This window comes from Epibacterium sp. Ofav1-8 (assembly GCF_022348185.1).
Taxonomy (GTDB): domain Bacteria; phylum Pseudomonadota; class Alphaproteobacteria; order Rhodobacterales; family Rhodobacteraceae; genus Epibacterium.
In genome coordinates, this window is the sequence record NZ_JAKRFD010000012.1 from 77,262 (window position 1) to 97,616 (window position 20,355).

A 20,355-nucleotide genomic window follows, 5' to 3' on the forward strand; every position below is an offset into this window, starting at 1 on the left:
CCCCTATCCCTTTGGCGCGCGCAGCCGCCACTTTATTCCCGTGGGCGTCGCTGCTATGCGGATTGCCAGGGCAAACGGAAGGCACCGGTGTGAACGGAGCGTGAACACCTCTTTCCGATGTCGCCGAAACACGCTAGGATCGCCGCATGAGCACATTTGACGAAATGGACGCCTTTGAGGGCGCATCGCTGTCCGCCCGCGCCATGGCCGCGCGCCCCACACCCTATATGGATGGCCTCAACGCGGCCCAACGCGAGGCGGTGGAAACGCTGGACGGCCCGGTGCTGATGCTGGCGGGCGCGGGCACCGGCAAGACCAAGGCGCTGACCACCCGTATCGTGCATCTGTTGACCACCAACAGGGCGCGCACCAACGAGATCCTCGCGGTGACCTTCACCAACAAGGCCGCCCGCGAAATGAAGGAACGCGTGGGCCGCATGCTTGGCCAGCCCGCCGAGGGCATGCCATGGCTCGGCACCTTCCACTCGATCTGCGTCAAGCTCTTGCGCCGTCACGCGGAGCTGGTGGGGTTGAAATCCAACTTCACCATTCTGGACACGGACGACCAGATCCGCCTGCTGAAACAGCTCATTCAGGCGGCGGGCATCGACGACAAGCGCTGGCCCGCACGGATGCTGGCCAACATCATCGACGACTGGAAGAACCGCGCGCTGACGCCCGCCAAAGTGCCCGCAGGGGATGCCAGCGCCTATAATCATCGTGGCACCGAGTTTTATGACCAGTATCAGACCCGCCTCAAGGAGCTGAACGCGGTCGATTTTGGCGACCTGCTGCTGCACTGCGTTGAGATTTTTCAGAATAACCCGGACCTGCTGGCGCAATACCACCGCTGGTTCCGCTACATCCTCGTGGACGAATATCAGGATACCAACGTCGCCCAATACCTCTGGCTGCGGCTCTTGGCCTCGGGGCATAAAAACATCTGCTGCGTCGGCGATGACGATCAGTCGATCTACGGCTGGCGGGGCGCCGAGGTGGGCAATATCCTGCGGTTTGAAAAGGATTTCTCCGGCGCCAAGGTGATCCGGCTGGAGCAGAACTACCGCTCCACCGCCCATATCCTCGCCGCCGCCTCCGGCGTCATTCGCGGCAATGAGGGCCGCCTGGGCAAGGAGCTGTGGACCGAAGCCGACGGCGGTGAAAAGGTCCGCCTGATCGGCCATTGGGACGGCGAGGAAGAGGCCCGCTGGATCGGCGAGGAAATCGAGGCGATGCAGCGCGGCACCCGGGGCATGCGCCAGTATGGCCTCAATGAAATGGCGATCCTCGTGCGCGCCTCGCATCAGATGCGCGCCTTTGAGGACCGGTTCTTGACCATTGGTCTTCCCTACCGCGTCATCGGCGGTCCGCGCTTTTACGAGCGGTTGGAAATCCGCGATGCCATGGCCTATTTCCGCGTGGTGATCTCGCCCGAGGATGATCTGGCGTTTGAGCGCATCGTCAACACGCCCAAACGCGGCCTTGGCGACAAGGCACAGCAGACCATCCGGATGGTGGCGCGCGAAAACGGCGTCTCGCTCGTTGAGGGTGCGCGTCTCGCGGTCGAGGACGGGCTGATCAAGGGCAAGGGCGGGGCCGCCCTGCGTCGCCTCGTTGAAAACATCGCCCGCTGGGGGCAGATGACTCGCGCCGTGATCCCGAACGACGGTGACGAGGATGCGGTTCTTGAGGGCGTGCAGAGCTTTGAGGAATTCCAGGCCCGCACGGAGCTCTCGCATGTTGAGCTGGCCGAGATCATCTTGGATGAGAGCGGCTATACCGCCATGTGGCAGGCGGACAAGAACCCCGACAGCCCCGGACGGCTCGAAAACCTCAAGGAGCTGGTCAAGGCGCTGGAAAACTTCGACAATCTGCAAGGGTTCCTCGAACACGTCAGCCTTGTGATGGACAATGACAAGCAGGATGCCGAGCAAAAAGTGTCGATCATGACGCTGCATGCCGCCAAGGGGCTGGAGTTTCCCGCGGTGTTCCTGCCGGGCTGGGAGGATGGGCTGTTCCCCTCGCAACGCTCGATGGATGAAAGCGGCCTCAAGGGCCTCGAAGAGGAACGCCGCCTGGCCTATGTGGGCATCACCCGCGCCGAGGAGGTCTGCACGATCTCCTTTGCGGGCAACCGGCGGGTGTTTGGCCAGTGGCAGTCGCAATTGCCCTCGCGCTTTGTCGATGAGCTGCCCGAAGAGCATGTGGAGGTGCTGACGCCGCCCGGCCTTTATGGCGGGGGCTATGGCGCGGCAGCGCCCGGCGCAGGGGGCGGGTTTGCCGAGGCGAGCGCCAACCCCTACGGTCGTTCCACCATCGAGGCGCGCATGGCCGAGGCGGACGGGTACAACTCGCCCGGCTGGAAGCGGATGCAGGCGCGCGCCGGTGAGCGCGGGCTGAGCAAGCCGCGCGAGAGCCGGAACCAGGTGATCGATCTGACCGCGACATCCGCCTTCACCATCGGCGAACGCGTGTTTCACCAGAAGTTCGGCTATGGCGCCGTGATCGGAATGGAAGGCGACAAGCTGGAGGTGGCGTTTGAAAAGGCCGGCACCAAGAAGGTTGTGGCGCGGTTTGTGTCGGCCAGCGACGACGTGCCCTTCTGACTGAGGGTACCAAACGGACGGATCGCTGACGCGATCCGGCTGGATTTTGCGGGATCGGATCGCAACGCGATCCGACCCGGGCGGGGCAGGCGCAGAGGCCCTGGCCTCTGCCCCTGCCCCGCACCCCCCCCCCGAAACACAAATCAAAACACAAAGCCCCCGCCGCGGATGGACCGCTGCGGGGGCTTTTGTCGTTTCAGCGTTGCGGGATAGGGCTGAACAGGAAACGGCGGCGCCCAGGGAGGAGGAGAGGGCACCGCCGTTCTGTCAAACACCAGGTTAAAGGGAGGAGGAAACCCGGTGCATCTGGGTCCGGCTCTGGGCCGGTGTAGGGTGCGGTGGCATCAGGGAGGAGGAAGATGCCACCGCCTAGGACAGGTCCTTAAGGGAGGAGGAGAAAGGACCTGATCTCTTGTGTTCTCAGATATTTCCGTAGGCCGCTTCGAGGGCGACCCGCTTCAGCATGGAGCGGTTGAGGCCGAGATCCGCCAATTCGCGACCGCTCAGGGCGTTGAGCTCGGTCAGGGTCTGGCGATAGACGCGGTACTGCGCGACCTTCTCCCGCAGCGCCTGCACCATCTGCGCGACGCCTGCAGGGGCGAAGGATTTCTGGGTGTGGATCTGGTTCAGAAGGGCCATCGTTTCGTCTCGCTCTGGATCGTCGGGGCCGTATGCCCGTTCGCTTGTGTCCGTGTTGTTGATCCTTAAGATAAGCGAATGCTGCAAATGCACAATCCGGGAATTGGTCATTTCTGCTATGCAGCAAGTGCATGGGTAAAACGGATATTTTTCGGAAGCTGCCCAAAGCTTGCGCGATTTTATGTCCAGGCGCCACGGATCTGGGCAACAATTGATCGCGCGCGGCGTTACCGCTGCCATTTTGCCGCTTGGGCTGTGGGCGCAGAGCGCATATATGCCGAGACAGCCGCCCGCGGCGCCCACAGAAGGAGTACAGCCGATGTCCGTCACACAGGAAGAGATTCGCAACGCGCTGGAGCGCCTGGCTCTGCCGGACGGGGGGACGCTGGTGTCGCGGGACATGCTGCGCGCCCTCAGCATCGAGGGCGGCACGGTGCGGTTCGTGATCGAGGCCCCGTCGCCGCAGATCGCCGAGCAGATGGAGCCCCTGCGCCGCGCGGCAGAAGCAACAGTCCGCGAGCTGCCCGGTGTGGAGGAGGTGTCGGTGGTCCTGACCGCCCATGGGCCGGCCGCGCAGAAACCCGCCCCAAGTCTCAAGCTGGGGGGGCATCCCAAACCCCAGGCGGCCCCGATGAAACCGGCCGGCGTAAAGCGCATTCTCGCGGTCGCTTCCGGCAAGGGCGGCGTCGGCAAGTCGACCGTCAGCGCCAACCTCGCGGTGGCGCTTGCGCGGCAGGGGCGCAAGGTGGGTCTGCTGGATGCGGACATCTACGGTCCCTCGCAGCCGCGCATGATGGGGGTCTCCGGCCGTCCGGCCAGCCCCGACGGCACCACCATCGAACCGCTGCACGCGCATGGGGTCACCGTGATGTCGATCGGCTTCATGGTCGAGGAGCGCAAGGCGGTGGTTTGGCGTGGCCCGATGCTGATGGGGGCATTGCAGCAGATGCTGGGGCAGGTGAACTGGGGCGAGCTGGATGTGCTGATCGTGGATCTGCCGCCGGGCACAGGCGACGTGCAATTGACCCTGTGCACAAAGGCTGAGCTGTCCGGGGCCATCGTGGTCTCGACACCGCAGGACGTGGCGCTTCTGGATGCCCGCAAGGCGCTCGACATGTTCGAGACGTTGAAGACCCCGGTGCTGGGTCTGATCGAGAACATGTCCTTCTTTACCTGCCCGGATTGCGGCGGCACGCATGAGATCTTCGGTTCCGGCGGTGTCGCGGCCGAAGCGGAGGCGCTTGGTTTGCCGCTCCTCGGCGCTTTGCCCATCGATCTGGAGACCCGCCTTGCAGGGGATCGCGGCACCCCGGTCGCCGCAGGGGCGGGCGTCATGTCCGATGCCTATGCGCGTATTGCAACCGGGCTGGTACAGGGTGGGATGGCCTGACACCGGCCCCAGGTGTTGCATCTGCATCCGGGGCGGGCGCCGGGGGCAAATGCGCCACCCGGCCGCTGCCCGCGCGCACGGGATGCAGACCTCGGACCCGTTGCACAGTGGAGCACGAAAGAAGGTTGGGCTGAAAACAGGGGCAGGGCGGGGCGTCTGCGCGCCTTGCAGATGAGGGCGCGACCTCGAACAATGCCGCGCGTCCCCCGGATCGCTCCCCCCCCAAAAAAAAACAGAGTGCGGTTAAGCCAAGCCAGCCTCAGGCAAGGCTTCATCGATGCTGAGCTGCTGAGAAACCCATGCGGCGAACAGCTTGATCACCTCTAAATCCATTTCGCTAAACGGGCGACGTGCTTGGGGGGAGGTAAAGTTCAAGGTTCCAAATATTCGCCCCCCGACGATGAGAGGCACCCCGATGTATGTTTCCAGCAAGAACATATTGTAGCAGGGATGTGTCGCCAATTCTGATTGCGATGCACAATGATAGGCCACCGGGCCATCCGACAGCAGCGTCTTTGAGCAATAGGTATCGCCAAGGTCAAAGGTCGTGCCCGGCTCGACGGGCGCTTCCTCCGAGTGACAATAGGTGACGGTGTAGGTCTGATCTCGCACGCAACTCACGATCGCCGACATCGTCTCAAATCGTTCACAGCCCAGCTTCAGGATTTCAAGAATTTTCTCTTTGGGTGAGAGCGACTGGCTGGTCGCGATGTCAAACAGCACGCGAAGGAGCGTCTCGAACATTCGGGTATCCGAAATATCCTTGATGACGGCAAAGTAGCCGATCGGCTGATCGTCATCACCGCGAATGGGGCCGCCGGTGGTTTGACTCAGAAACGCCTCGCCGTTTTTCTTGAGATAGCTGACCTCATAGCTGTGCTCTTGCGCGGAGGGAGCGGAGCTGAAGTGCTGGGACCCCTTTTCAAGGTAACTGTTGTGAGATGCGTACAAGAACTCCGTCGTGCGCCCCAGGACGTCCTTGCACTGATGACCGAACAGGCGTTCAAACGCGGGATTTACCCATGTGATCTCGCGCGCGCTGTTTGCGACAACGACAGCATCCGGAAGATCGCTGAACAGCTGCGGCACGCGCAGGGCGTTTGGGCCGTCGTCATCCAGTCCAGCGGAGCGCGCTGTCAGTACGGTTCTGGTTTCGGTCATCCTGTCCTCCGGTCGTCGCCTTTCATTACAGTTCCGGGGCAGCGTCGAAAGCAGGCCGTGAGATGCTGCAACCTGAGCCGGGCACCCATCTCTCCACCACCATCAAAGCTGTTGTTTCAGGGGATCCCCTTGCCCTTTGAACCTGCTGCGACTTAAGCGTTCCTTCAGTTCCGCCTCAACCCAAAACCGCGGTGCTGCAAAAAAGTCCGTCACGCTACAGCGGGGCAGGCGGCTTGGGGTGGCTGGGCGGGGCGGTTGGGAAATCATGGGATCTGTGGGAAACCGTGGGCGCTTCACGGCACCAGCTCAAAACGAATCACGCATTGGCCTCTGGAGGAGGGGCAAGACCTGCGATTTGGGGTGTTGCGTGAGAACGTTGTGAGAACACGCCAAGGCGCTCGATCCGTTCCAGAAGAATCGTGGGAAACTAGGGGAAGTTTTTCTCGGCTGCAAGTCGTGCGTATATATGGTGGTCCCTTGTGGTTTTGCACCAATATACGGCAGAAAACTCCTAATTTTCTCTTGAGATCACGCGCAAAATGCGACTCGCACTGCCGATTCTGGGCGTGTCGTGGCAAAAATCCCTTGCGGGGCCATGCATTCCCATAGTATCCCTAATTCATCCGATGAGGACGAAGAGCACGGGGCACCAAACGACCCCAACCTTACAAAACGGCAGGTTTCATACAGGCCTTCGCTTTCATCAACAAAGAGATCCGGCGCGCGGGCGAGCAGACATCCCCCCAGGTGGCGCGCGCAGTCGGACACCCCGCAAAGCGGGTCAAGGCGGCGGGTTGATCAGTGGCAGCGGATCAACTCGCCCCTTTTAGTTTCGGGCCCCTGAATTGGGGCGACACGGCAACGCGAGGGACGCGGAAAGGGTCGGCACATTGGGCCGCAGGTTCAGAGGCGAAAGCCAGCACAAGGTCGATACGAAGGGGCGGGTGTCTATCCCGGCCTCTTTTCGGCGTGTGCTGGAGGCTTCCGATCCCAACTGGCAGCCCGGTGACAACCCGGAGCTGGTGATTGTCTACGGCGACCAGCGCCGCCAGTACCTGGAATGCTATACCATGGAAGCGATCGAGGAGGTCGACGCCAAGATCGCCGCCTTGCCGCGCGGCTCCAAAGGGCGCAAGATCCTCGAACGCATGTTCAACGGTCAGTCCCTGCCCACCACCGTCGATGAGACCGGTCGCCTGGTGCTGCCCGCGAAGCTGCGCCAGAAGATCGACCTCGATGGTGAGGCCTTCTTTATCGCCTCCGGTGACACCTTCCAGATCTGGAAGCCCGAGACCTACGAAGAGGTCGAAATGGCCGAAGCCGAGAAGATGATGGAAGAGCTGCCCGAAGACTTCGATCCCCTTGAGTTCCTAGACGGCGCCGGAGGCGCGTAACCGATGACGGACCGCCCCGCTGCCCCTTCCGGTCCCCATGTTCCCGTCCTGCTGAAGCCGCTGCTGGAGGCGGTGGCGCCGGTCACGGGCCGCTGGCTTGATGGCACATTCGGCGCCGGAGGCTATACCAAGGGCCTTCTGACCGCGGGCGCCGATCAGGTCATTGGCGTCGACCGTGACCCGCTGGCCTTTGAGATGGCGCAAGATTGGGCGGCTGAGTACGGTGATCGCCTGGTGCTGCAACAGGGCGTGTTCTCGCGCATGGATGAATACGCCTCTGATCTGGATGGCGTGGTGCTGGACCTTGGTGTGTCCTCGATGCAGCTGGATCTGGCGGAGCGTGGCTTTTCCTTTATGAAGGACGGCCCGCTGGACATGCGCATGTCGCAGGATGGGCCGTCGGCCGCGGATCTGGTGGCAGAGCTCACCGAGGTGCAACTGGCTGATATTATTTACAGTTTTGGCGAAGAGCGCGCCTCGCGCCGGATTGCCAAGGCGATCGTGCGGGAACGCGCGCTGGAGCCGATCACCACCACCCTGCGTCTGGCCGAGATCATCGAGGGCTGCCTGCCGCGTCCCAAACCCGGCCAGTCGCACCCGGCGACCCGCAGCTTTCAGGCGCTGCGCATCGCGGTGAATGGCGAATATGAGGAGCTGATGGGCGGGCTCTTGGCCGCAGAGCGCGCGCTCAAACCCGGTGGCCTCTTGGCGGTTGTGACCTTCCATTCGGTCGAGGACCGCATGGTCAAACGCTTCTTCCAGCACCGCGCCAACAAGACCGGCAATGCCAACCGCTTTGCGCCGGCAATGGAAGAACAGCCCAGCCAGTTTGAGCTGGTCACCCGCAAGGCCGTTGGCCCCGACAAGGACGAGCTGGCGCAGAACCCGCGTTCGCGCTCGGCGCTGTTGCGCGTGGGCCGCCGCACCGATGCCGCCCCGGTGGAGATCACCGCCAAGGAGCTGAGCATGCCGCAGCTGAAAGAGACGCGCTGATGAGAACCCTTGCCTATATCATGACGATCCTCGCGGTCTTTGGTCTGGCATTCTGGGCCTACCGCGAGAATTATGCCACCCAGCAGGTGCTGAAGGAAACCCGCGCGCTGCGCAGCGAAATCGCCGCGGCGCAGGTCCGGCTCAGCGTGCTGCGCGCCGAATGGGCCTATCTGAACCGTCCCGACCGTCTGCGCGAGCTGGCGGAGCTGAACTTTGAGCGCCTCGGCCTGCTGCCGCTGCGCCCGGATCAGTTTGGCCGCGTCGATGAGGTCTCCTATCCGCCGTCGGGTCTGGTGATCGAGGAGGGCGTCGAGGTCTCCGCCTATGGCCGGGAGGGCGACCAATGATCCGCACCCCCCTGCGTCCGCTGGCCCGTGTTCTGCCCGCCCGTGCGCGCGGCGAGAACCCGGATCTGATCGAACGCGAGAACCTCGCGCAGCGCCACCGCGACATGGAAGTCCGCGCCCGCACCCGGGCCGAGGGGCGCCTGTTGGTGCTGGCGGCCTTTTTTGTCTGCGCCTATCTGGCGATCGGTGGACGCATGGCGATCATGGCCACCTCGGAACCTTCCGAACCCGTGGCCTCGATCGGCGGCAGCGCCATTGCCAACCAGCGCGCCGATATCGTGGACCGGGCCGGGCGCATTCTGGCGACCAATTTCGAGACCCATTCGCTCTATGCCCAGCCGCCGCAGATGATCGACCCGATCGCTGCCGCCGACAAACTGGTGGCGATCTTCCCGGATCTGGAGCGCGAACGCCTGGTCAAGGATTTCACCGGCAAGCGCAAGTTCCTGTGGATCAAGAAGAAAATCAGCCCCGAGCAGATGCAGGCGGTGCATGACATCGGCGATCCCGGCCTGTTGTTCGGCCCGCGCGAAATGCGGCTCTATCCCAATGGCAAGCTGGCCGCCCATGTGCTGGGTGGGGCCTCTTTCGGCAAGGAGGGCGTCAGCGCGGCCGAGGTGATCGGGGTGGCCGGGGTCGAAAAGACCTTTGATGACTATCTGCGCGATCCGGCCAATGCGGGCAAACCGCTGGAGCTCAGCCTCGATCTTTCGGTGCAGGACGCCACCGAAGAGGTGCTCTATGGCGGCATGAAGCTGATGAACGCCAAGGGCGCAACCTCGATCCTGATGGATGTGAACACCGGCGAGGTGATCTCTGTCGCGTCGCTGCCGGATTTTGATCCCAACGACCGTCCGCGCCCGCCGACCTCGGGCTTTGATCCCTCGCAGAGCCCGCTGTTCAACCGCTCGGTGCAGGGAGTCTATGAGCTGGGCTCCACCTTCAAGATCTTTGCCACCGCACAGGCGATGGAGCTGGGGCTGGTGAACCCCTCGACCGTGATCGACATTCGCGGCCCGCTGCGCTGGGGCAAGTTCACGATCCGGGATTTCCACAACTACGGCAAGGAGTTGACGGTCTCCAAGATCATCGAGAAGTCCTCCAACATCGGCACCGCGCGACTGGCGCAGCAGATCGGCGCGGAGCGTCAGCGCAGCTTCCTGGAGGATCTGGGCATGCTGAAGCCGACGCCGTTCGAAATCGTCGAGGCCTCCGGCGGCCAGCCGCTGTTGCCGAAGAACTGGTCGGAGCTGTCGGCGATGACGATCTCTTATGGTCACGGCATTTCCACCACGCCGATGCATCTGGCGGCGGGCTATGCGGCGATCGCCAATGGCGGCCATTACGTGGCGCCGACGATCCTGAAACAGAAGACGCCGCAGCTGGGCCCCCGGGTGATGCGCGAGGAGGTGGCGAACGCCTCGCTCGACATGCTGCGCCGGGTGGTCAGCGAGGGCACCGCCTCCTTTGCCGAGGTCAAGGGCTACGAGGTGGGCGGCAAGACCGGCACCGCCGACAAGCCCAAGCCCCGCGGCGGCTATTACGAGAACAAGGTGATCGCCACCTTTGCCGCCGTTTTCCCGGTCAGCGAGCCCAAGTATGTGCTGGTGGTGACGCTGGATGAACCGGAGGTCGTGGCCCATGGCGAGCCGCGTCGCACCGCCGGTTGGACCGCAGCGCCGGTGGCGGCGGAGATGATCGCACGTCTGGCGCCGCTGCTGGGGCTCAGACCGCAGATTGAACCTGCCCGTATCTCTGGTGTAACCCTCACCTCAAACTAAAGAGGTGGGGACGCCATGACAGACAAACCAGCGCTCAAGCTCAGCCAGTTGGGGCTGACCGCCCGTGGCGGCATGGATCCGGAGATCACCGGGCTGGCGGTGGACAGCCGTGAGGTGCAAAAGGGCTTTGTCTTTGCGGCCTTGCCCGGGGTTCGCGTGCATGGTGCGGAATTTGTCGCACAGGTGCTGGAGCAGGGTGCTGTGGCGGTGCTGACCGATGCCAGGGGCGCCGAGATCGCGGGCGACGCGGTCAGTGCGGCGGGTGCGGCGCTGGTGGTGACAGAAGACCCCCGGCAGGCGCTTTCGGGTGCGGCGGCGCTGTGGTTCGGCGGACAACCGCCGGTTTCGGTGGCGGTCACCGGCACCAATGGCAAGACCTCGGTCGCCACCTTCCTGCGCATGATCTGGACCGAGTTGGGCCACCAGGCGGTGAACCTCGGCACCACCGGGATCGAGGGCGCCTGGTCGCATCCGCTGGCCCATACCACGCCGGAGCCGATCACCCTGCATCGCGCCCTCGCGGCGGCGGCAGAGGCGGGGGTGACCCATGTCGCGATGGAGGCCTCCTCGCACGGGCTGGATCAGCGGCGGCTCGACGGGGTGCAGCTGATGGCGGGTGGCTTTACCAATTTCACCCAGGATCATCTGGATTATCACGAGACCTTCGAGGCCTATTTTGCCGCCAAGGCCGGGCTGTTCCGCCGGGTGCTGTCCGAGGACGGTGTTGCCGTCATCAACATGTCCGATCCGCGTGGTGCCGAAATGCGCGCCATTGCCGCCGCGCGCGGGCAGGAGATCATCTCGGTCGGCCGCGGTCTGGGCGATATTGCGCTGATGGGGGTGCGGGTGGATGCCACCGGGCAGGACATCCGCTTCAGCTGGCATGACCGGCCCTTTACCGCGCGGCTCAATCTGATCGGGGGCTTTCAGGCGGAAAACGTGCTGGTGGCCGCCGGTCTGGCGATCGCCAGCGGCGAGGTGCCGGAGCAGGTGTTTGAAACCCTGCCGCATCTGAGCACCGTGCGGGGTCGGATGGAGCTGGCCGCGACCCGCGACAATGGCGCCACGGTCTTTGTCGATTACGCCCATACGCCCGATGCGGTCGCCACCGCGATCAAGGCGCTGCGCCCGCATGTGCTGGGCCGCCTCGTGGCCATCGTCGGGGCCGGTGGGGATCGCGACGCGACCAAACGCCCCCTGATGGGGCAGGCGGCGCATGAAAACGCCGATGCGGTGATCGTCACCGATGACAACCCGCGCTCCGAAGACCCCGCGGCCATCCGCGCTGCCGTGATGGGCGGGGCGCCCGATGCGCTCAACGTCGGCGACCGGGCCGAAGCGATCCTGCGCGGTGTCGACATGCTGGAGCCGGGCGACGCGCTGCTGATCTGCGGCAAGGGCCACGAGAGCGGCCAGATCATCGGCACAGATGTGCTGCCTTTTGACGACGTCGAACAGGCCAGCATGGCCGTCGCCGCGCTGGACGGGAGAATGGTATGAGCCTCTGGACCTCTGTAGATGCCGCTGCCGCCACCGGTGGGCGGGCCACCACCGACTGGGTGGTGGAGGGGATCTCCATCGACACCCGCAGCATCGCGCCCGGTGATCTCTTTGTGGCGCTGACGGCGGCGCGGGACGGTCATGACTTTGTGGCGCAGGCGCTGGAGAAGGGCGCGGGCGCGGCGCTGGTCTCGCGCATTCCCGACGGCGTTGCCGAGGACGCGCCGCTGTTGCTGGTCGATGACGTGCAGACCGCGCTGGAGGCTCTGGGCCGCGCCGGTCGGGCGCGCACGGCGGCAAAGGTCGTTGCCGTGACCGGATCTGTCGGCAAGACCTCGACCAAGGAAATGCTGGCGGCGATGCTGGCGCCACAGGGGCGCACCCATGCCGCCGTGGCCAGTTTCAACAACCATTGGGGCGTGCCGCTGACGCTGGCCCGGATGCCCGCCGACACCGAATATGCGGTGATCGAGATCGGCATGAACCACCCCGGCGAGATTGCCCCGCTGGCCCGTCAGGCGCGTCCGCATGTGGCCATGGTCACCACCGTCGCCGCCGTGCATCTTGAGGCGTTCGAGGATGTCGCCGGCATCGCCCGCGAAAAGGCCGCCATTCTTGACGGGCTGGAACCCGGCGGGATTGCGGTGCTGAACGCCGACCTGGTTGAGAGCCCGGTGCTGGCCGCTATGGCTGACGCCAAGGGCTGCGCCACCCGATGGTTTGGCCGCAGCGCATCGGACTATACGCTCCGTGCCGCGGAGCTGGACGGCGATGTAACCCGCGCCAGCTTCGGGGTCGAGGGGCGCGAAGTCACCGCCGAGATCCAGTCGCCGGGTGCCCATTTCGCCATGAACGCCATCGGCGCGTTGGCGGCGGTGACGGCGCTGGGCGCGGATCTGGATCTGGCGCTGGCCGGGCTTGCGGGCTGGTCGCCGGTCAAGGGGCGCGGCGCGCGGTTCACGGTGGATCTGCCCGACGGGCCGGTGACGGTGCTGGATGATGCCTATAATGCCAACCCAACCTCGGTCGCCGCCGCATTGACCGTGCTGGCGGCAACGGCCGGGCAAGGGCGCCGAATCGCGGTGCTGGGCGACATGGGCGAGCTGGGACCGCAGGCCGAGGCGCTGCATGCCGGGCTGGCCGCGTTGCCGGCGATGGAGAAGATCGACACCGTGCATTGCGTCGGCCCGCTGATGGGGGCGCTGCATGCGGCGCTGCCCGAGGCCAAGCGCGGCCTGCGGGTTGAGACCAGCCAGCAGGCGGTCGCGGCCCTGACGGGGCAGATCCGCGGCGGCGATATGGTGCTGGCCAAGGGCTCTCTCTACATGCAGATGGCGCGCGTGGTTGACGCGATCCGGGAAATCGGTCAAGGCAACGCACCTTCATGACTCATCAACTTGCACCACACAGAACAGGAACCGCTCTGGTATGCTTTACTGGCTGACTGCCCTGTCGGACGGGGGGGACTTTTTCAACCTCTTCCGCTACATCACCTTCCGCGCGGGCGGAGCCTTTCTCACGGCGCTTGTCTTTGGCTTCATGTTCGGCAAGCCGCTGATCAACGTCCTGCGCCGCACCCAGGGCAAGGGCCAGCCGATCCGCGATGACGGGCCGGAGGCGCATCTGGCCAAGGCGGGCACCCCGACCATGGGCGGCCTGCTGATCGTGGGCGCGCTGCTGACCTCGACGCTGATGTGGGCGCGCTGGGACAATCCGTTTGTCTGGCTGGTGCTGTTTGTGACCATGGCCTTTGGCCTCATCGGGTTTGCCGACGACTATGCCAAGGTCTCCAAGCAGAACACCAAGGGCGTGCCGGGCAAGCTGCGGCTGCTGCTGGGGTTTGCCATTGCGGTGATCGCGGCGCTCTGGGCCAGCTGGAACCACCCCGGCGACCTGCAGAACCAGCTGGCGCTGCCGGTGTTCAAGGACACGCTGGTGAACCTCGGCTTCCTTTATGTGCCGTTCTGCATCTGCGTCATTGTCGGTTCGGCCAATGCGGTGAACCTGACCGACGGGCTTGACGGGCTGGCGATCATGCCGGTGATGATTGCCGCCGGCACGCTGGGGATCATTGCCTATGCGGTAGGCCGGGTCGACTTTACCGAATATCTGGACGTGCACTATGTGCCGGGCACCGGCGAGATCCTGATTTTCACCGCCGCATTGTTCGGCGGCGGGCTCGGGTTCCTGTGGTACAACGCGCCCCCGGCGGCGGTGTTCATGGGCGATACCGGATCCTTGGCGCTGGGCGGCGCGCTTGGGGCGATCGCCGTGGCCACCAAACACGAGCTGGTGCTGGCGATCGTCGGCGGCCTGTTCGTGGTGGAGGCGCTGTCGGTCATCGTGCAGGTGCTCTATTTCAAACGCACCGGCAAGCGGGTGTTCCTGATGGCGCCGATCCATCACCACTATGAGAAGAAAGGCTGGGCGGAGCCGACCATCGTGATCCGTTTCTGGATTATCTCGCTGATCCTGGCGATGATCGGGCTGGCAACGCTGAAGGTCCGCTGAAGCCAATAGCAAGGGCAGCGCCCGACCCTGGGTGGGTGCGGAGCGCCCTCCCGTGGGGAGGGTCGGGCGCTGTCCGACCTATCGGTCGAACGGGTGATGAGGCATTTCTCCCAGCTTTGGCCACCTGCCGGTTGGAGGGACGGCTGCATTATGTCTGGCCGATAGGCCGGACAGGCCCCGACCTCCCCCATGGGAGGGGGCTTTCATCCCCACCCGAGGTCGACAGCTGTCGTTGCTCTTCTGTCGTGGGGGTCGTCATCGCAGGACCTTTGGCGCCCGGCCTGCTGGCGGGGCGCGTGTTGGGGGCACTGGTCTATATAGCGCCGCGTGGGAGAGATCTCGCGCGGCGTTTTTGTCAAAAGAAGGCGGCGCCGCCGGGAGGGCGGAGCATCGGCTGGCCTTTTTTAAGGGCCAGATCCGCTGAGGTCTCGGGTGGACCCGCCCTGCACCCAATGAGGGGGGGGTCTCGGGGCGGGCCGAACTCCTGTGGTCTTTTGATGTCGCGACAGGGGGACTGTAGCGCGTCGGCATGAAGGCGGCGTGTGCAGGGCGTGCGCGGGGGCGGCAACGCGAAAGGGCAGCGCCCGACCGAGGTGGGGGCAAAGCCCCCGCCTGGGGGGCGGGCGGGGGCTGCCCGGCCTATCGTCCGGGCGAAGAGAGCACGACCTCCCCAAGGCGGGACGTGTGGGCCTCAGCCCGCTTGCATTCCCGCCGCGCTCCGGTGCAGTGTCGCGCCGAACTGAGATGTCAAAAGAGGTAAGGCATGATCCCGGTACGAGGCGTTCAAGGTCAGAAGGTAGCGGTTCTGGGATTGGGCCGGTCCGGCCTCGCCACCGCGCGGGCGCTGCGCGAAGGCGGTGCGGAGGCGATCTGCTGGGACGACAACCCTGCGGCGCGCGACACCGCCGAAGGTGAGGGCTTTGCCTGTCGTGAGTTGACCAGGCAGGGGGCCTTTGACGACATCGCGGCGCTGATCGTGTCGCCGGGCATTCCGCATCTCTACCCGAAGCCAAACCCGGTGGTGCGCGCCGCGCTGATCGCCGGCGTGCCGGTGGACAATGACATCGGGCTGTTCTTCCGCTCGGTCGCCTCGGGCGAGTGGGACGAGTTCGACACCCCGCCCAAGGTGGTCGCGATCACCGGGTCGAACGGCAAATCGACCACGGTGGCGCTGTTGCATCATATCCTCGAACATGTGGGCCGCGACAGCCAGATGGCGGGCAATATCGGCCGCGGGGTGCTGGACATCGACCCGCCGCGCGATGGCGGCGTGGTGGTGCTGGAGCTGTCGTCCTACCAGACCGATCTGGCCCGGGCGCTGACGCCGGATGTGGCGGTGTTCACCAATCTGACGCCGGATCATCTGGACCGCCACGCCGGCATGGGCGGCTATTTTGCGGCCAAGCGGCGGCTGTTTGCCGAAGGCGGGCCGGATCGCGCGGTGATCGGCGTCGACGAGGACGAGGGCCTGTTCCTGGCCGGCCAGCTGAGCGAGGGCAATGGTGACGACCGGGTCATTCGCGTATCCTCGGGGCAGAAGCTGACGGGCGGCGCGGGCTGGACGGTCTTTGCCCGCAAGGGGTTCCTGTCGGAGTATCGCAAGGGGCGCCAGGCGGGGTCGATCGACCTGCGCGACATTCCCGGTCTGCCCGGCGCCCACAACCATCAGAACGCCTGCGCGGCCTATGCGGCGGCGCGCACCCTGGGCCTGGCGCCGCGGGTGATCGAGGCGGCGATGCGGACCTATCCCGGATTGCCACACCGCAGTCAGCGCGTGGCCGAGGTGGATGGCGTGTCCTACGTGAACGACAGCAAGGCCACCAATGTCGACAGCGCGGTCAAGGCGCTGAGCGCCTTCAGAAAGATCCGCTGGATCTGCGGCGGGCTGGAAAAGGAAGGCGGGCTGGAGGGCCTCAAAGGTGCGACCGGCGAGGTGGTCAAAGCCTATGTGATCGGCCGCGAGGCGGCGCAGTTCGCCATGCAACTGGATGTGGAGGCCGAGGTCTGCACCACCATGGCACAGGCGGTGGCGCAGGCGAGTGCGGAGGCCGAGGCGGGCGAAACCGTGCTGCTGGCCCCGGCGGCGGCGAGTTTCGACCAATACGACAGTTTCGAGAAACGCGGCGAGGATTTCATCGCCGAAGTCACGGCCCGATTGCAGCTCTGAGGTCTGAGGCTGCCCGGACCTTCTGTCGCGGCCTTGGTTATAGCCCGAGGTCGCGCAGCATGTGGTCGGACATATGCGACAGCTCACGGCGGGCCTGGCTGTGCAGGGCGTGCTGACCCGGGCCGCGTTTCTGCGTGGGGCGGGTAAAAACCCTGCTGATGGCGGGCCAAAGGCTCAGCTGTGCGATCATGGTGGTCATGGCAGTCTTCCTTGCGTGATGTCGTGTAGATGTGCGCTTTGCAGCGGCAAATGACCAATTGAAACTCAAGGGGCGTGGTATAAGCTGGCTTTATGGATAAGGCGAAATCCCCCCTGCCACCCCTGCCTGCGGTGCGCGCCTTTGAGGCGGCGGCCCGGTTGGGCAGTTTCAGCCGCGCCGCGGAAGAGCTTGCGATGACGCAGGCGGCGGTCAGCTATCAGATCAAGCTGCTTGAGGATCGCGCCGGTCAGCCCCTGTTTCGGCGCCTGCCGCGCGGGGTGGTGCCGACAGCGGCGGGCAAGGCGCTGCAGCTGCAGGTTGGTGAGGCGCTGGACATGGTGCGTCGCGGCTGGGCCGAGGTGCGCGGCGGTGGGCAGGAGCTGGTGATCAGCGCCATTGCCAGTTTCGCGGCCTTCATTCTGGGTCCGCGACTGGGGCTGTTTCAGGTCGCCCATCCCGGCATCACCACGCGGGTCGAGGTCAATCACCGCTACGTCGATCTGGAGGCAGGCGAGGCCAGCGTGGCCATTCGTGTCGGACATGGCAGCTGGCCCGGGTTGGCGGCGGACCTGCTGTTTCGCTCCAGCTATACGCCGCTCCTGACCCCGGCCCTGATGGAGGCCCATGGCCCGATCACGCAGCCCGAAGATCTGCTGCGGGTGCCCTTGGTGGATGCGGGAGATCCGGCCTGGGAAATGTGGTTCCGGGCGGCCGGTGTTGACTATGTTCCACAGGCAGACCTGCACAGCCTGGGCACTCAGGTGCTGGAGGTGCAGGCGGCCTTGGCAGGGCATGGCGCCTGTCTGCTGACCCCGGCCTATGCCAGCGGCATGATCGCCAGCGGCGCGTTGGTGCAGCCGTTTGATCAGGTGACGGAGGATGACATCTCGGTGTGGCTGGTCTACCCGGAAGCGCGTCGCGCGGACCCTGCGGTTGCCGCCTTTCGCAACTGGCTGCTGGCCGAGGTTGCGGATTTCGACAGCACCTGAGGCGGGCTGGATCGCAGTGCCGGTGTCAGGGCGCGTATCACGCGCTGGTGGCGATGGCCTGTCCGGCGGCATGGCCTGAGGCCCAGGCCCATTGGAAGTTGTAGCCGCCAAGCCAGCCGGTGACATCCACCGCCTCGCCGATCGCATAGAGGCCGGGCTGGGCCTTGGCTTCCATCGTGCGCGAGGAGAGCGCGTCGGTGTCGATGCCGCCAAGAGTCACTTCGGCGGTGCGGTAGCCCTCGGTGCCGGTGGGCTTCAGCTGCCAGTTGTGCAGCCGGTCGCACAGCGCCTGCAAGGCGGCGTCGGATTGGTCCGCAAGGCGTCCCTTGAGGCTGCCATCGGCGGCGAGGTCCTCGACCAGCCGGGCGGGCAGGTGGCGCGCAAGCTCGGTGGTCAGATCCTTGCGCCCGCTTTGCTGGCGCTGGTCGCGCAGGGCACTGAACAGATCGACGTCCGGCAGCAGATGCGCGGTGACCTCCTCGCCCTCATGCCAGTAGCTGGAGATTTGCAGCACCGCCGGACCGGAAAGGCCGCGATGAGTGAACAGCAGCGCCTCGTCAAAGCTGGCGCGCGCGTTCGACAGCCGCGCGGGCAGGGCGACGCCGGCCAGCGGCTTGAACCGCTCCGCGCCAAAGGTGAAGGGCACGAGGCCGGGCCGGGTGTCCAGCACCGGCAGGCCGAACTGCTGTGCGATGTCATAGGCCAGCCCAGTGGCGCCCATCTTGGGGATCGACTTGCCGCCCGTGGCCAGCACCAGGTTCTGCGCGGTGACGGTGACGGGCGTGCCCTCGCGCTCCAGCCGGACCGTGTATCCGTCGGTGCTGTGGCGCACGTCCACCACCGAGGTTTGCAACCACAGATCCGCGCCCGCATCGCGCAGCTCCTGCACCAGCATGGCAACGATTTGGCGGGCCGAGTCGTCGCAGAACAGCTGCCCGAGGGTCTTTTCGTGCCAGGCGATGCCGTGGCGGGTGACCAGGTCGATGAAATCCCACTGGGTATAACGGGCCATGGCCGATTTGCAGAAATGCGGGTTCTGCGAGATGTAGTTTTCGGGCGCGGCATACATATTGGTGAAGTTGCAGCGCCCGCCGCCGGAAATGCGGATCTTCTCGCCCGGGTTCCTGGCATGATCCACCACCAGACAGTCGCCGCCCGCATGGGCCGCACACATCATGCCAGCCGCGCCGGCGCCGAGAATCAGGGTCTTTATCCGCATGGGGCGCATCGACCACGAAAGCCGCAGCCGCGCAAGCGGCCACCTCCGGGCCGGCGCGGGCCTGCGGCAATTGATGCGAATGTGACGGATCTGCGGCGGTGCAGCGGAATTTTCCCGGCACGAAGGGCAGGAAGAGGCTGGCCTGTACGCCGCAATCGGGGTACAGTTTCCTCAATAAATCCCGAAAAAGGGATATTTTTGAGGCAAAACGCGCCCTTGCATCTGTATTTGCACCTGCGGGGCCGAACCAAGGCAGTGAACCCATGACTGAGATGGTCTATGGCGCGCTTCCCGCGCAAGAGGGGGAGCCGATCCTCCCGAAATGGTGGCGGACGCTGGACAAGTGGACGATGACCTTTGTCATCACCCTGTTCATCATCGGGTTGCTGCTGGGGCTGGCTGCCTCGGTGCCGCTGGCGGCGCGCAACGGGTTCGACAATTTCCACTATGTGCAACGGCAGGCCTTTTTTGGCTGCACCGCGCTGGTGGCGATGGTGCTGACCTCGATGATGTCGCCGACGCTGGTGCGACGGCTGGCGGTGATCGGCTTTGCCTGCGCGTTTGTGGCGCTGGCGCTGCTGCCGATCTTTGGCACCGACTTTGGCAAGGGGGCGGTGCGCTGGTACAGCCTCGGATTTGCCTCGCTGCAACCGTCGGAATTCCTGAAGCCCGGTTTCATCGTGCTGGCGGCCTGGATGATCGCGGCCAGCCAGCAGATCTATGGCCCGCCGGGGACGCTGTTGTCCTTTGGCCTCTGCCTGTCGGTGGTGATGCTGCTGGTGATGCAGCCGGACTTCGGGCAGGCCTGTCTGATCCTGTTTGGCTGGGGCGTGATGTATTTCGTCGCCGGCGCGCCGATGCTGCTCTTGGTGGGCATGGCGGGCGTGGTGATCTTTGGCGGTGTGGTTGCCTATTCCAACTCGGAACATTTTGCCCGCCGCATCGATGGCTTCCTGAGCCCGGACCTCGACCCGACCACGCAGCTTGGCTATGCCACCAATGCGATCCGTGAGGGTGGCCTGTTTGGTGTCGGCGTCGGCGAAGGGCAGGTGAAATGGTCGCTGCCGGATGCGCATACCGATTTCATCATTGCCGTCGCGGCCGAGGAATACGGGCTGGTGCTCGTCTCCATCATCATCTTCCTCTATGCGATGATCGTCGTGCGCTCCCTGTTCCGCCTGATGCGCGAGCGGGACACATTCATCCGCCTCGCCGGGGCGGGTCTGGCCTGCACATTCGGCGTTCAGGCGATGATCAACATGGGGGTTGCGGTGCGTCTTCTGCCCGCGAAAGGCATGACTTTGCCGTTCGTGAGCTATGGCGGCTCCTCCCTGATTGCAGGCGGCATCGCAATGGGTATGCTTCTGGCCTTCACCCGGTCCCGACCTCAGGGCGAAATCGCGGACGCCTTGCGCGGCCGTGGGCGCGGATAAGAGAGGTGGGCCGGTCAACGGATAAG

Annotated in this window: 16 protein-coding genes; 12 read left to right on the forward strand and 4 right to left on the reverse strand. The window is 64.9% G+C overall.

The window, feature by feature from the left end:
* The first annotated feature begins 146 nt into the window (after positions 1–146).
* Positions 147–2,606, forward strand: coding sequence for an ATP-dependent helicase (locus tag MHM97_RS18015; protein WP_239324021.1), 2,460 nt, complete (start codon positions 147–149; stop codon positions 2,604–2,606).
* 420 nt (positions 2,607–3,026) lie between these two features.
* Here the strand turns inward: MHM97_RS18015 and MHM97_RS18020 are convergent, their stop codons facing one another.
* Positions 3,027–3,245 (reverse strand): DUF1127 domain-containing protein, encoded by a 219-nt coding sequence (locus MHM97_RS18020; protein ID WP_239324023.1) that lies wholly within the window; start codon positions 3,243–3,245, stop codon positions 3,027–3,029.
* A gap of 319 nt (positions 3,246–3,564) precedes the next feature.
* Here MHM97_RS18020 and MHM97_RS18025 point away from each other — a divergent pair, with 319 nt between their 5' ends.
* Entirely contained in the window at positions 3,565–4,635 is a 1,071-nt protein-coding gene (locus MHM97_RS18025; RefSeq protein WP_239324025.1) for an Mrp/NBP35 family ATP-binding protein, read from the forward strand.
* 243 nt (positions 4,636–4,878) lie between these two features.
* Here the strand turns inward: MHM97_RS18025 and MHM97_RS18030 are convergent, their stop codons facing one another.
* The gene (locus MHM97_RS18030) at positions 4,879–5,796 is read right to left on the reverse strand and encodes a PAS domain S-box protein (RefSeq protein WP_239324027.1); all 918 of its coding nucleotides are present in this window, start codon (positions 5,794–5,796) and stop codon (positions 4,879–4,881) included.
* An 890-nt stretch (positions 5,797–6,686) separates the two neighbouring features.
* Between MHM97_RS18030 and mraZ the strand changes: the two genes are divergently transcribed.
* The 8 genes from mraZ to murD all read left to right on the forward strand — a co-directional run bounded on the left by mraZ (position 6,687) and on the right by murD (position 16,489).
* Positions 6,687–7,190 (forward strand): division/cell wall cluster transcriptional repressor MraZ, encoded by a 504-nt coding sequence (mraZ, locus tag MHM97_RS18035; protein WP_239324029.1) that lies wholly within the window; start codon positions 6,687–6,689, stop codon positions 7,188–7,190.
* Positions 7,191–7,193: 3 nt separating this feature from the next.
* Positions 7,194–8,183 (forward strand): 16S rRNA (cytosine(1402)-N(4))-methyltransferase RsmH, encoded by a 990-nt coding sequence (gene rsmH, locus MHM97_RS18040; protein ID WP_239324041.1) that lies wholly within the window; start codon positions 7,194–7,196, stop codon positions 8,181–8,183.
* Complete coding sequence (ftsL, locus tag MHM97_RS18045; protein WP_239324043.1) at positions 8,183–8,530, forward strand: cell division protein FtsL; 348 nt, start codon at positions 8,183–8,185, stop codon at positions 8,528–8,530. The genes rsmH and ftsL overlap by 1 nt, the downstream gene beginning before the upstream one ends.
* Positions 8,527–10,311, forward strand: coding sequence for a peptidoglycan D,D-transpeptidase FtsI family protein (locus tag MHM97_RS18050; protein ID WP_239324045.1), 1,785 nt, complete (start codon positions 8,527–8,529; stop codon positions 10,309–10,311). Before ftsL ends, MHM97_RS18050 begins: the two co-directional genes overlap by 4 nt.
* Positions 10,312–10,326: 15 nt before the next feature.
* Positions 10,327–11,811, forward strand: coding sequence for a UDP-N-acetylmuramoyl-L-alanyl-D-glutamate--2,6-diaminopimelate ligase (locus tag MHM97_RS18055; protein WP_239324047.1), 1,485 nt, complete (start codon positions 10,327–10,329; stop codon positions 11,809–11,811).
* Positions 11,808–13,199 carry a UDP-N-acetylmuramoyl-tripeptide--D-alanyl-D-alanine ligase gene (locus MHM97_RS18060; protein ID WP_239324049.1) on the forward strand — a complete coding sequence of 464 codons (1,392 nt, stop codon included), beginning with the start codon at positions 11,808–11,810 and terminating at the stop codon, positions 13,197–13,199. The genes MHM97_RS18055 and MHM97_RS18060 overlap by 4 nt, the downstream gene beginning before the upstream one ends.
* Before the next feature lie 40 nt (positions 13,200–13,239).
* Positions 13,240–14,322 carry a phospho-N-acetylmuramoyl-pentapeptide-transferase gene (gene mraY / locus MHM97_RS18065; protein WP_239324051.1) on the forward strand — a complete coding sequence of 361 codons (1,083 nt, stop codon included), beginning with the start codon at positions 13,240–13,242 and terminating at the stop codon, positions 14,320–14,322.
* Between the two features lie 763 nt (positions 14,323–15,085).
* Complete coding sequence (gene murD / locus MHM97_RS18070; RefSeq protein WP_239324062.1) at positions 15,086–16,489, forward strand: UDP-N-acetylmuramoyl-L-alanine--D-glutamate ligase; 1,404 nt, start codon at positions 15,086–15,088, stop codon at positions 16,487–16,489.
* Positions 16,490–16,526: 37 nt separating this feature from the next.
* Here the strand turns inward: murD and MHM97_RS18075 are convergent, their stop codons facing one another.
* Positions 16,527–16,688, reverse strand: coding sequence for a DUF1127 domain-containing protein (locus MHM97_RS18075; RefSeq protein ID WP_239324066.1), 162 nt, complete (start codon positions 16,686–16,688; stop codon positions 16,527–16,529).
* 92 nt (positions 16,689–16,780) lie between these two features.
* Between MHM97_RS18075 and MHM97_RS18080 the strand changes: the two genes are divergently transcribed.
* Positions 16,781–17,677 carry a LysR substrate-binding domain-containing protein gene (locus MHM97_RS18080; protein ID WP_239324069.1) on the forward strand — a complete coding sequence of 299 codons (897 nt, stop codon included), beginning with the start codon at positions 16,781–16,783 and terminating at the stop codon, positions 17,675–17,677.
* 37 nt (positions 17,678–17,714) lie between these two features.
* On the opposite strand, the gene MHM97_RS18085 is transcribed toward MHM97_RS18080, so the two are convergent.
* Entirely contained in the window at positions 17,715–18,896 is a 1,182-nt protein-coding gene (locus MHM97_RS18085; protein ID WP_239324081.1) for an NAD(P)/FAD-dependent oxidoreductase, read from the reverse strand.
* Between the two features lie 263 nt (positions 18,897–19,159).
* Here MHM97_RS18085 and ftsW point away from each other — a divergent pair, with 263 nt between their 5' ends.
* The gene (gene ftsW, locus MHM97_RS18090) at positions 19,160–20,329 is read left to right on the forward strand and encodes a putative lipid II flippase FtsW (protein ID WP_239324083.1); all 1,170 of its coding nucleotides are present in this window, start codon (positions 19,160–19,162) and stop codon (positions 20,327–20,329) included.
* The last annotated feature ends 26 nt before the right edge of the window (positions 20,330–20,355 follow it).